Annotated in this window: 12 protein-coding genes; 11 read left to right on the top strand and 1 reads right to left on the bottom strand. The window is 37.6% G+C overall.

Features of this window, described 5'->3' with window-relative positions:
- The coding region (locus NSQ44_RS18270; protein ID WP_340858054.1) for a DnaA N-terminal domain-containing protein at positions 1 to 333 on the bottom strand (333 nt) is incomplete at its 3' end.
- A gap of 527 nt (positions 334 to 860) precedes the next feature.
- Between NSQ44_RS18270 and NSQ44_RS18265 the strand changes: the two genes are divergently transcribed.
- The 11 genes from NSQ44_RS18265 (at position 861) to NSQ44_RS18215 (ending at position 11,954) form a co-directional block, all read left to right on the top strand.
- A complete protein-coding gene (locus NSQ44_RS18265; protein ID WP_094245205.1) occupies positions 861 to 2,219 on the top strand; it encodes a transposase family protein in 1,359 nt (452 codons plus the stop codon).
- A 310-nt stretch (positions 2,220 to 2,529) separates the two neighbouring features.
- Entirely contained in the window at positions 2,530 to 2,664 is a 135-nt protein-coding gene (gene rpmH, locus NSQ44_RS18260) for a 50S ribosomal protein L34 (RefSeq protein WP_063387747.1), read from the top strand.
- 86 nt (positions 2,665 to 2,750) lie between these two features.
- Positions 2,751 to 3,101 (top strand): ribonuclease P protein component, encoded by a 351-nt coding sequence (gene rnpA, locus NSQ44_RS18255; RefSeq protein WP_340858049.1) that lies wholly within the window; start codon positions 2,751 to 2,753, stop codon positions 3,099 to 3,101.
- A gap of 102 nt (positions 3,102 to 3,203) precedes the next feature.
- Positions 3,204 to 3,977, top strand: a complete 774-nt coding sequence (spoIIIJ, locus tag NSQ44_RS18250) for a YidC family membrane integrase SpoIIIJ (protein WP_063387749.1) — start codon at positions 3,204 to 3,206, stop codon at positions 3,975 to 3,977.
- Positions 3,974 to 4,642: an RNA-binding cell elongation regulator Jag/EloR gene (gene jag / locus NSQ44_RS18245; protein WP_340858047.1), complete on the top strand. Its 669-nt coding sequence runs from the start codon at positions 3,974 to 3,976 to the stop codon at positions 4,640 to 4,642. Before spoIIIJ ends, jag begins: the two co-directional genes overlap by 4 nt.
- 457 nt (positions 4,643 to 5,099) lie before the next feature.
- Positions 5,100 to 6,485, top strand: a complete 1,386-nt coding sequence (gene mnmE / locus NSQ44_RS18240; protein ID WP_327862584.1) for a tRNA uridine-5-carboxymethylaminomethyl(34) synthesis GTPase MnmE — start codon at positions 5,100 to 5,102, stop codon at positions 6,483 to 6,485.
- 17 nt (positions 6,486 to 6,502) lie between these two features.
- A complete protein-coding gene (gene mnmG / locus NSQ44_RS18235) occupies positions 6,503 to 8,389 on the top strand; it encodes a tRNA uridine-5-carboxymethylaminomethyl(34) synthesis enzyme MnmG (protein WP_063387752.1) in 1,887 nt (628 codons plus the stop codon).
- A gap of 25 nt (positions 8,390 to 8,414) precedes the next feature.
- The gene (gene rsmG, locus NSQ44_RS18230; RefSeq protein ID WP_063387753.1) at positions 8,415 to 9,131 is read left to right on the top strand and encodes a 16S rRNA (guanine(527)-N(7))-methyltransferase RsmG; all 717 of its coding nucleotides are present in this window, start codon (positions 8,415 to 8,417) and stop codon (positions 9,129 to 9,131) included.
- A 105-nt stretch (positions 9,132 to 9,236) separates the two neighbouring features.
- Positions 9,237 to 10,079 (top strand): nucleoid occlusion protein, encoded by an 843-nt coding sequence (gene noc, locus NSQ44_RS18225; protein WP_063387754.1) that lies wholly within the window; start codon positions 9,237 to 9,239, stop codon positions 10,077 to 10,079.
- A 266-nt stretch (positions 10,080 to 10,345) separates the two neighbouring features.
- Positions 10,346 to 11,107, top strand: coding sequence for a ParA family protein (locus NSQ44_RS18220; RefSeq protein WP_063387755.1), 762 nt, complete (start codon positions 10,346 to 10,348; stop codon positions 11,105 to 11,107).
- Complete coding sequence (locus NSQ44_RS18215; RefSeq protein WP_340858044.1) at positions 11,100 to 11,954, top strand: ParB/RepB/Spo0J family partition protein; 855 nt, start codon at positions 11,100 to 11,102, stop codon at positions 11,952 to 11,954. The genes NSQ44_RS18220 and NSQ44_RS18215 overlap by 8 nt, the downstream gene beginning before the upstream one ends.
- Positions 11,955 to 11,966: the final 12 nt, after the last annotated feature.

The following is an 11,966-nucleotide window of genomic DNA, read 5'->3' as shown; positions in this document are numbered from 1 at the left end:
GTTTTGGGGAAATTCATTTGTCTCTTCCCCTTTTTTTGGCGATGTTTTAATGGGGGATTTAGGCATAAATTCATCGTCTGTCAAATTTTGCGGAATGATAAATTTTATACCGATTTCTTCTCCTGTTAAATCATATATTGTGTTCGCGATTAAATGCAGGTATCTGGATTCCAACCAATCTCTCGCAAATTCATTTGGAGCAGTAATGATGAGCAAATCACCTTGTAAAGCGTGTGCTTTTGTAGATTTTAGCCAGGTATCAAAGCTCGGTTTACTGACCTTTTTTTTAATTTCGGCAAGCACCCGATTCCACAAGTCCTCTATGTTCTCCATGGCTCTTTGGGGTCACCCTCCTTTACATCGGCTGTAAAAAATGAACAATGAATAAATATGCATTCCACATATGTTTACACAAAAATATTTAATATAGTAGAAAAATAACTTTTCTACAAAATTCAGAGAGTGTGGAAAACTTCCTTCACAGGGCCGTTAACAACTTTCCACAATTTATCCACAATGTGTGGATAATATAATGATAAATGAAAGATATTCAGAGGTAAAACACAAATATCATATCAAAATAACCTATGTGTTGCAATGGGTTTTGAAAGTTTATCCACAAGACAACATGCTGTTGAAAAAAATATTCACATGTCGATAAATGTGTGAAAAAAATGTCGATAATTGCTGTAAAACTGTATTTTTTATAAAAAAATATCCACAATGTTGTTTGCCGATGGTACAATGCAGCCCTGAAGAGTAAAAATTCTTCGAGATAATTCCACCTAAACTTTGCCAAATATGTGATAATAAGGGTATGTAAAAAACCTAATATATTGGCATTTGGGGGGGATTTTTTTATGGTAACGAGGAAGGAAAAGCGTGAAAAGGAAAAAGAGGTAAATTATTTATTCGAGTTGCTAAAAACACAAAATCACTTTTTTAAAAATTTAAACAAATTGCTCAAAACTATTGATGATCCAAGGCACCAAAGCTATATTACCTATGACACGGAAGTCCTTTTGATGATGGTTATTTTGAAAAATGCATGCAACTTAAAAAGTATGCGCGAAATGACAAACGAATTTAATAAGGAAGAGTGCATTAAAAATTTGGGGAAATTGTTGGGGAATGAAGATTTGGAAGAACTGCCCCATTATGACACAATCAATGATTTTTTGGCACGAGTGAACCCGGCAGAACTTGAAAGGATCCGAATCGATATGATCAAGAAATTATTCAAAAAGAGGTGTTTTGAATCCTATCGTATCAATGGGAAATACTGGGGTATTGCCATAGATGGGACCGGTATTTTTACTTTTGACAAAAAACATTGTGAACACTGCCTGAAACGGGAGCGCAAATACATAGACAAGGAAACGGGTGAAGAAAAAATAAAGACCATCTACATGCATCATGTCTTGGAAGCCAAGTTAATTGTGGGAAATATGGTACTAAGTGTGGCCTCCGAGTTTATTGAAAATGAATCAGAGGACGTGGAAAAGCAAGATTGTGAGTTGAATGCTTTTTATCGACTGACTGCTAGACTGAAAGACACCTTTAAAAAACTGCCTATCTGTCTGATTGCCGATAGTCTTTATGCCTGCGAAAATGTATTTAAACAATGCAAGGCGAATAATTGGAACTACTTATTCCGTTTTAAGGAAGATCGTATTAAAAGCATCACCGATGAGTTTCAAGCGTTAAAAAATATGGAAGAGGAGGAAGGCAAGAAAGCCAATGTGGTAAAGATACGTGAAAGCGAACAGCGAGGGGAAATCACCTGGGTGAACGATATTGATTACAGAGGCTTTGGGGTGAATGTTTTCGAATGCGAATTAGAAGATGAAAAAAGAAAACAAAAATTTACCTTTATCACAGATATAAAAATCACAAAAAACAATGCAAAGAAACTGATGAACGCTGGCAGAAGCCGCTGGAGAATAGAGAATGAGGGGTTTAACAGACAAAAAAACCTGCGCTACCACATTGAACACGCAAGCAGCCAAGATTACAATGCCATGAAAAATCACTACCTATTAACCCAAATTACAGAGATTATCATGGTGTTACATGAGCATGGGTCAAAAATATTGAGAAGCATGAAGAAAACGATAAAAGAAATATCCTCGCGATTGTTAGAAGCCTTCCGTGGGCAAACACTAACAGACGAGGATATCGCACAACTGGGAAAACCTATGCAAATTAGGTTTACCTAGCGAATTAATTGTACCAAAGGATGTGATGTTTGGCAAAGAAAAAAAGTTATCCACAACAAACAAAAATAAGTTATCCACATTTTTTAAAAAAATAAGCAAAATTGGTTCTTTTTGACCCTTTTTGTAAATAAATTTAACTGGAAAATTTTACCAACTGTGGATAAGTCGTAATTGCATAATACTACCGAAAATTGATAAATTTACTCCTCATAGCTGGGTACAATGGACCTTAGTTGACAATTAGGATATTCCTTTACTATAATTAGAAAGACTGTCTTTTTAGAGTTAATCCTCGGGGAGGTGTCATAGAATGAAAAGAACATATCAACCAAATAAAAGAAAACGCAGCAAAGTTCACGGATTCCGCAGCCGGATGAGCACAAAAAACGGTCGAAAGGTTTTAGCTCGGAGACGCCGTAAAGGAAGAAAAGTATTATCAGCGTAGACCACTGAAAAAAAGTCAGTGGTCTTTTTTACACAAAATGAAGTTACTTGATCTCTCGAGTAAATCGGAGAGTCGGAGTGAATGGAATGAAAAAAAGGAACCGGATAAAAAAAAATAAGGACTTTCAAAAAGTATTTCAAAAAGGAAAGTCAATGGCGAATAGACAGTTCGTTATTTATATGCTTGATCAGCCGGATACAAAAGATTTTCGGATCGGGCTGTCTGTCAGTAAAAAAATTGGCAATGCCGTGACGAGGAATAAAGTAAAACGTTTGATTCGTCAAGTATTTTTAGAAGAGAAGGACAATATCGCTAAAGGGAAGGATTATATTATTATTGCGAGGAAACCGTCTGCGAAAATGAATTATCATGAGGTAAAAAAAAGTCTTGTTCATCTTTTTATAAAAATGAACATTTATCAGACAAAAAATCATTAAGAAATCAAAAGCAATTTTACAAAAAAGATGGTAAAATACTTTTTGAATGGAAACGGATTATTTTTAATTATGATATATAGAATTTGTTAGGAGGAAGTTTTTTTGAAGAAGCGAATAGTATTATTGCTGGCTATTCTTGGACTAGCATCTGTTTTGTCTGGGTGTACGGAAATAAATGAACCGATTACAAAAGACAGTGAAGGTTTTTGGAACCAGTACATTGTTTATCCGCTTTCTTGGTTAATTACATATTTTGCGCAGCTATTTGGAAATGATTATGGTTTATCCATTATCATCGTAACCATTTTAATTCGATTAGCGATTTTGCCGTTAATGATCAAACAAATTCAAAATTCAAAGGCCATGCAGGAAATTCAGCCGGAAATTTTAAAGCTGCGTGAAAAATACAGTTCGAAAGACCAAAAAACACAGCAAAAGCTTCAACAAGAAACAATGGCTTTATTTCAAAAGCATGGTGTTAATCCTCTTGCCGGTTGTTTACCACTATTAATTCAAATGCCAATTTTAATTGGATTTTACCATGCCATTATGAGAACCCGGGAAATTGCTGAACACAGCTTTTTATGGTTCGATCTAGGTGAGAGAGATCCTTATTTTATTCTACCTCTTTTAGCAGGCATTTTGACATTTGTTCAGCAAAAATTAATGATGGCAGGAACAGAAAACATAAATCCGCAAATGCAAACAATGCTTTGGATGATGCCGATTATGATTGTCATTTTTGCGGTGTCGTTCCCAGCAGCTTTATCACTTTATTGGGTAGTCGGAAATATTTTTATGATTGTCCAAACTCTTGTGATCAAAGGTTCAGATATACGCAAAGCTTCTGAAAAGGCAGGAGGAGCTCAAAAGTGAGAGAAATAACGTCTACTGGACAGACCGTTGAGGATGCTGTGAAGAAAGCCTTAAAAGAATTAAATGTTGAGAAGGAACAAGTGGATATTCGAATTATCGATGAAGGAAAAAAAGGGCTTTTTGGGATATTTGGCCAAAAACCTGCCATTGTCCATGTGAAATTAAAGGAAACAAGCGAATTGACGGATGATTTGTTAAAATGGAACGAGAATACGGATCTTAATCCATTGGACGAGGCGAAAAATTTCCTTGAGCAGGTTATAAAAGAAATGGGAATTACAGCTTCCGTTGATATTAAACTTGAAGAAAAAACAGCGTATTTTAATATTAAAGGGGAAAATTTGGCAATTCTAATTGGAAAAAGAGGACAAACGTTAAATTCCTTGCAATATTTGACACAGCTTGTAGCGAATAAAACGTCAACCGATTACGTCCCCATTATTTTGGATGCTGAAAATTATCGTGAAAAGCGCCGAGAGACTTTGACTCAATTGGCGGTAAAATTGGCAGATAAAGTTGTAAAAACAAATAAGGAATTTTCTTTGGAGCCCATGCCTTCTTTTGAAAGAAAAATCATTCATTCAACGTTAATGGAAGATGAAAGGGTTCAAACGTATTCAGTCGGAACAGAGCCCAATCGATATGTCGTCATCGCACCAAAATAAGTTTTTTGATGAATTGGAAAGCCAATTCATCATTTTTTTTAGCCTCCAAATTGATGCCTTTAAAAAGAAATTTTCGGTTTCTGTCAACCTCTATTAAAGACTCTTCAACTTTTTTGGTACCTCTTTGATTTTTCAAGCCCAGCAGTTTTTTAAGCTGTTTCTCCAGCTATCAATCATTTCGTTTTTCATTATTTTGAATTACGAGACATGCAGATCTAACCCCATGGAAGATTATCTGGCTTGTTTCTTAAACGTTACAGTATTGTGAATAAGTGAAAAGTAGCGAAATATTGTTATGAACATGTGGATAAGTTAAAATAATAAATTAGATAATTTTTTTGTGGATAAACATTGTGCTTTTCTTTTTTCTAGACTATATGGTATTTTTAAACTTTGGTGAATGAAAACAACTGCCGGATTGGTTTATGATAGATCGCACAAAAAGCGAGGTGAGACAATGGAATTTGATACAATAGCAGCAATTTCCACCCCGATGGGAGAGGGAGCCATTGCGATTGTCCGCTTAAGCGGCGATGAGGCGGTGGACATTGCGGATCGCATTTTTCAAAGCCCTGCAAAGAAACAATTAAAAGATGTTCCAACCCATACGATTCATTATGGAAAAATAATTGATCCCGATACGCAAGAAATGGTTGAAGAAGTGATGGTTTCTGTCATGCGGGCGCCTAAAACATTTACAAGAGAAGATGTTGTTGAGATCAATTGCCATGGAGGTCTCGTAACAGTTAACCGCGTTTTGCAGCTAGTTCTTAAGCACGGCGCTCGTTTGGCGGAACCAGGAGAATTTACGAAGAGAGCATTTTTAAATGGAAGAATTGATTTGTCTCAAGCGGAAGCTGTGATTGATTTAATTCGGGCTAAAACCGATAAAGCAATGAATGTTGCTCTTGGGCAAATGGAAGGCCGTCTTTCAAAGCGCATCAAACGGCTGCGTCAGGAAATTCTTGAAACGCTCGCACATGTTGAAGTCAACATCGATTACCCCGAATATGATGATGTCGAAGAAATGACACATAACATGTTAATTGAAAAAGCTTCGTACGTGCGAGACGAAATTGAAAAACTGCTTTCAACTTCTAACCAAGGGAAAATATTGAGGGAAGGCTTATCAACCGTTATAATTGGGCGGCCAAACGTTGGCAAATCTTCTTTGCTCAATGGACTCGTTCATGAAAATAAAGCGATAGTAACTGATATACCAGGAACGACAAGGGATGTAATAGAAGAATATGTCAATGTGAGAGGTGTCCCTCTCCGTCTTATCGACACGGCTGGAATTCGTGAGACGGAAGACATTGTAGAAAAAATCGGTGTGGAGCGATCCCGACAGGTATTGAAAGAAGCTGATTTAATTTTATTTGTGCTAAACTATAACGAAGAGCTCTCGGAAGAAGATAAAAAATTGTTTGAAGCCGTGAAGGGAATGGATTTTATTGTCATTGTCAATAAAACTGATTTGCCGAAGAAAATCGATATGGATGAAGTGCAGAAGCTTGCCAATGGACATCCAATTGTGACCACTTCCTTAAAGGAAGATAGAGGGATCGATGAATTGGAACAACAGATCAGTTCTTTGTTTTTTAAAGGGGATCTTCAAGCAGATGATTTAACTTATGTTTCCAATACACGCCATATTGCGTTGTTATCTCAGGCCAAAAAAGCTGTTGAAGAGGCTATAGAGGGAATAGAACAAGGCGTCCCAATCGATATTGTTCAAATCGACTTAACAAGAACGTGGGAACTCCTCGGCGAAATCATTGGCGACAGTGTACATGAAAGCTTAATTGATCAGTTGTTTTCACAATTTTGCTTAGGTAAATAGGAAAGGGTGTGAATTTGATGCGATATCAAGCCGGTGAATATGATGTAATCGTGGTTGGCGCAGGTCATGCGGGCTGTGAGGCGGGTCTTGCGGCTGCAAGGCTTGGTGCTAAAACATTAGTAGTGACTATTAATTTGGATATGGTAGCTTTTATGCCATGTAATCCTTCAATCGGCGGGCCGGCAAAAGGAATTGTCGTCCGTGAGATTGATGCGCTTGGCGGAGAAATGGGAAAAAACATCGATAAAACATATATTCAAATGAGAATGTTAAATACAGGAAAAGGACCTGCTGTTCGTGCACTTCGGGCACAAGCCGATAAAGTTTTATATCAAAGGGAAATGAAAAAGACGCTGGAGCAGGAAGAAAATTTAACATTGCTTCAAGGAATGGTCGAAGAATTAATTGTAGAAGACGGTATATGCAAAGGGATCGTGACGCAGACAGGAGCCGAATATCGTTCGAAAACAGTTGTTTTAACAACAGGGACGTTTTTGCGTGGAAGAATCATTATCGGCGACCTTTCTTATTCAAGCGGACCAAACAACCAACAGCCGTCCATTAAGCTGTCAGAGCATTTAGAAAAACTTGGATTCGAACTTGTTCGTTTTAAAACAGGGACACCTCCAAGAGTCAACAGTAAAACCATTGATTACAGCAAAACAGAAATTCAACCTGGAGACGAAGAGCCGCGCGCATTCTCCTACGAAACAACAAAATATATTACCGATCAGCTTCCTTGTTGGCTGACGTATACAAGCAGTGAAACTCATAAAATCATTGACGAAAATTTGCACAGATCGCCCATGTATTCTGGTATGATCAAAGGGACAGGACCTCGTTATTGTCCGTCTATTGAAGATAAAATTGTCCGTTTCCATGATAAACCGCGCCACCAAATCTTTTTGGAGCCTGAGGGCCGTAATACGGAAGAAGTCTATGTTCAAGGGCTTTCTACAAGCCTGCCGGAAGATGTACAACGCCGTATGATATCTACCATTCCGGGGCTTGAAAATGCACAAATCATGAGAGCTGGATATGCCATTGAATATGATGCGATCGTACCAACGCAGCTATGGCCGACGCTAGAAACGAAAAAAGTGAAAAATTTATATACGGCAGGACAAATTAACGGAACTTCAGGATATGAAGAAGCAGCTGGTCAAGGAATTATGGCCGGTATTAATGCCGCTAGAAGAGCGTTGAATAAAGAAGAGATCATTCTCAGCCGTTCTGATGCTTACATCGGTGTATTAATAGACGATTTGGTGACAAAAGGAACGAACGAACCATACCGTCTTTTAACATCAAGAGCCGAATACCGTCTTCTCCTTCGCCATGACAATGCGGATTTGCGTTTGACAGAACTCGGATACAAAATCGGTTTAATTAAAAAAGAGCGGTATGAAAAGTTTTTGGCCAAAAAAGAAGCGATAGAAAATGAGAAAAAACGCCTCCGTTCCATCATTATCAAGCCGAATGAACAGACTCAAAAACTGATTGAAGAAGTCGGAGGAAGTCCGTTAAAAGACGGCATCCGTGCCTCAGACCTTTTGAAGCGTCCAGAAATAAATTATGAACATATAAAAATGCTTACCGAAAGTGAAGCTTTGCCTAAAGAAGTGGAGGAGCAGGTAGAAATTCAAATCAAATATGAAGGATATATTGAAAAATCGTTGCAGCAAGTAGAGAAATTAAAACGCATGGAAAACAAAAAAATACCAGAAGACATTGATTATGACGCTATCAATGGACTTGCAACAGAAGCGCGGCAAAAATTAAAACAGGTTCGGCCGATATCAGTTGCACAGGCTTCACGCATATCAGGCGTCAATCCGGCGGATATTTCTATTTTACTTGTTTATTTGGAACAAGGCCGTATCGCCCGCGTGTCTAATGAATAAAAAATGGAGACGAAAGGATAGAGCGATGGACAGTATTCAGTTTCAAACGTTGCTGGAGGAAAGAGGGATTTCACTTTCCTCACAAGCATTGGAACAATTTGAAGCATATTTTAAGCTCCTAACGGAATGGAATGAAAAAGTGAATTTGACGTCCATAACGGATCGGACAGAAGTGTATATCAAACATTTTTATGATTCTATTTCGGCTGCTTTTTTTTATGATTTTAACAGACCTCTTTCCGTTTGCGATGTTGGAGCGGGTGCTGGTTTTCCCGGCATTCCGCTGAAAATTTGCTTTCCTCATTTGCAGTTGACAATCGTTGACTCTTTGAAAAAACGAATTACGTTTTTAGAGCATTTAACTGCTCAACTAAATTTGGAAAATGTCTTTTTATACCACGATCGTGCGGAAACGTTCGGCCAAAAGAAAATATTTCGGGAATCTTTTGATATCGTGACAGCTAGGGCTGTAGCACGATTATCCGTACTAAGTGAACTTTGTATCCCGCTTGTGAAAGTAAATGGTGATTTTTTGGCATTGAAGGCTCAATCGGTAAAAGAAGAATTAAAAGGGGCGAATAAAGCGATCTCATTATTTGGCGGACAAGTCCAGACGATTCATTCCTTTCAATTGCCCATTGAAAAAAGTCAGCGCAATATCATTGTGATTCATAAACATCGTGCTACTCCGAAAAAGTATCCTAGGAAGCCCGGCACACCAAATAAAATGCCTATTGAGTAACTTGTTTGAAAATAATATCTTTTGTTTGTCATTTTTAGCAGGAAATTTGTCTAGAAAACGAGAAATTTAATAAATGCTGGTAGTTTCTAAAGGTGGTGTCAGCATATGAAGCATCCTTTTTCTCGATTATTTGGCTTTGGGGAAAAAGATGTGACGGACTTTGAAGAAGAAAAAGATGTAAAAGAAGAAATTTTGCATATTCCTGTTGATGAGATCGTCCCTAATCCATTTCAGCCGAGAACTGTTTTTTCTGAAGATAAAATTGATGAATTGGCGCAAACAATCCGAACTCATGGCATTATACAGCCGATTGTTGTCAGAAAAACGGATGAACGGTATGAAATTATTGCCGGGGAAAGAAGATGGAGAGCTGTCAAAAAACTTGGATGGATGGAAATTCCGGCTATAGTAAAAAATTATAATGATAAAGAAACCGCTTCAATCGCCTTAATTGAAAACTTGCAGCGGGAAGAATTATCAGCCATTGAAGAAGCAGTTGCTTATGCAAAATTAATTGAACTCCATCAGCTGACTCAAGAAGCGTTAGCTCAAAGGCTTGGAAAAGGACAATCGACGATTGCCAATAAACTACGTCTGCTGAAGCTCCCAAAAGAAGTTCAAGAGGCATTGTTAAACAAATCCATTACGGAACGTCATGCGCGAGCACTCATTCCTTTAAAAGATCATGAATTGCAAATTAAATTGTTAAACGAAATTATTGAAAAACAGTTAAATGTTAAACAAACAGAAGATCGCGTAGTTAAAATGTTAGACCAAAAAGAAGAAAAGCAAAAACCGAAAAGAAAAGCGTTCAGCAGAGATACGAGAATTGCTTTGAATACGATTCGGAAATCTTTGACTATGGTGGCTGAAACAGGAGTTAAAATAGATTCAAAAGAAGAAGAATTTGAAAACTATATACAATTAACGATTAAAATTCCAAAATAACTCTTCACACTTTTTCGTGAAGAGTTTTTTATTATAAAAATACTTAGCAAAAAGACTTGGACAGAATGTTCGACAGCAACAAATTATTTTCCGGGAAATACGACAATATTTTATTTTTTTCGAAAAAAGGATGAATTCCTAGCATTTCCACCTACAAAAGAAAAAAGTTTGTGAAACATCCCCAAAGATATCCCCTACATTTTAGCATTTTCGTGATAAAATAAAATACAATAGAACATTTGAAGTAGGAGAAAGCAGGTGACACCGTGTGTAAGATCATTTCCATAGCGAACCAAAAAGGCGGCGTTGGAAAAACCACAACTTCCGTTAACCTCGGAGCTTGCTTAGCATACACAGGAAAGCGGGTTCTATTAGTCGATATAGACCCTCAAGGTAATGCGACAAGTGGGGTTGGTATTGAAAAAGCGGATGTCGACCTTTGTGTGTATGATCTTTTAGTAGAGGATGCAGATGTAAAAAAAGTCATTAAAACAACACAAATTGAAAATCTTGATGTGATTCCAGCAACTATTCAACTTGCAGGTGCTGAAATTGAATTAGTTCCGACGATTTCCCGTGAAGTCCGATTAAAAAGAGCGCTTGAACCAGTGAAGCAGCAATACGATTACATATTAATTGATTGCCCGCCTTCGCTCGGACTTTTAACACTCAATGCGCTAACGGCTTCGGATTCGGTCATTATTCCAGTTCAATGCGAGTACTATGCTTTGGAAGGATTAAGCCAGCTGTTAAATACTATTCGGTTGGTTCAAAAACATTTGAATTCGGATTTGATGATTGAAGGTGTATTGCTGACAATGCTTGATGCGCGGACTAATTTAGGCATTCAAGTAATTGATGAGGTAAAAAAATACTTTCAAGACAAAGTGTATCAAACCATTATTCCACGAAATGTGCGGCTTAGTGAAGCACCGAGCCATGGACAGCCTATTATCCTTTATGATTCAAGATCCAAAGGAGCAGAGGTTTATTTAGAATTAGCAAAGGAAGTGGTGGCAAATGGCTAGAGGATTAGGGAAAGGAATTAATGCACTTTTTTCCAATTTAGAACTGAATAAGGAAGAAGTGGTGCAAGATATTAAAATAGGGGATTTACGTCCAAATCCTTATCAACCGCGAAAAACATTTGACCCTGGTTCGATTGAAGAGCTTAAGCAATCCATTTTGCAGCACGGAATTTTGCAGCCGCTGATAGTCCGAAAGAGCATAAAAGGCTATGAAATTGTAGTCGGTGAACGCCGTTATCGAGCAGCAAAAGAAGCGAAGCTTAAGACAGTTCCGGCAGTTGTGAAAGAGTTGACAGATGAGCAAATGATGGAAATCGCTCTATTAGAAAATTTGCAAAGGGAAGATTTAACCCCGATCGAAGAGGCGAAAGCGTACCAATCGCTTTTGGAGCATTTGAACATTACACAAGAAGAATTGGCAAAACGTCTTGGCAAAAGCCGTCCGCATATTGCCAATCATTTGCGGCTCCTAAGCCTTCCACCGTTCGTCCAAACATTGATATCTGAAGGCAAGCTATCAATGGGTCATGGGAGAACATTGCTTGGCATAAAGAAAAAAGAGAAACTTGAATATTTAGTGAATAAAATTTTAAAAGAAAATTTAAATGTCCGGCAAGTAGAACAGTTAGTGCAGCAGATGAATGAAAGTGTTTCACGTGAAACAAAGAAAAAGATAGAGAAAAAAGATGCTTTTATACGTGAACAAGAATCGTTTTTACGAGAAAAATTTGGAACATCCGTTTCCATTAAGCAGCAAAAGAAGAAAGGGAAAATAGAGATTGAGTTTTTTTCGAAAGAAGATTTGGTGCGTATTTTAGAACTGTTGGATGTAAAAGTATCATCTTGATGTTGAAGAACA

Source organism: Aeribacillus sp. FSL M8-0254 (assembly GCF_038008845.1).
In the GTDB taxonomy this organism is placed as follows: Bacteria; Bacillota; Bacilli; order Bacillales; family Aeribacillaceae; genus Aeribacillus; species Aeribacillus composti.
The sequence above is the reverse complement of the archived record's forward strand: the minus strand, read 5'-3'. Positions and strand labels throughout refer to the sequence as shown.

Excerpts from the sequence above, each read along its gene's own strand:
- rsmG (WP_063387753.1), top strand. The coding sequence starts at position 8,415 with ATGGACAGTATTCAGTTTCAAACGTTGCTGGAGGAAAGAGGGATTTCA.
- noc (WP_063387754.1), top strand. The coding sequence starts at position 9,237 with ATGAAGCATCCTTTTTCTCGATTATTTGGCTTTGGGGAAAAAGATGTG.
- rpmH (WP_063387747.1), top strand. The coding sequence starts at position 2,530 with ATGAAAAGAACATATCAACCAAATAAAAGAAAACGCAGCAAAGTTCAC.
- NSQ44_RS18265 (WP_094245205.1), top strand. The coding sequence starts at position 861 with ATGGTAACGAGGAAGGAAAAGCGTGAAAAGGAAAAAGAGGTAAATTAT.
- rnpA (WP_340858049.1), top strand. The coding sequence starts at position 2,751 with ATGAAAAAAAGGAACCGGATAAAAAAAAATAAGGACTTTCAAAAAGTA.
- NSQ44_RS18215 (WP_340858044.1), top strand. The coding sequence starts at position 11,100 with ATGGCTAGAGGATTAGGGAAAGGAATTAATGCACTTTTTTCCAATTTA.
- mnmE (WP_327862584.1), top strand. The coding sequence starts at position 5,100 with ATGGAATTTGATACAATAGCAGCAATTTCCACCCCGATGGGAGAGGGA.
- mnmG (WP_063387752.1), top strand. The coding sequence starts at position 6,503 with ATGCGATATCAAGCCGGTGAATATGATGTAATCGTGGTTGGCGCAGGT.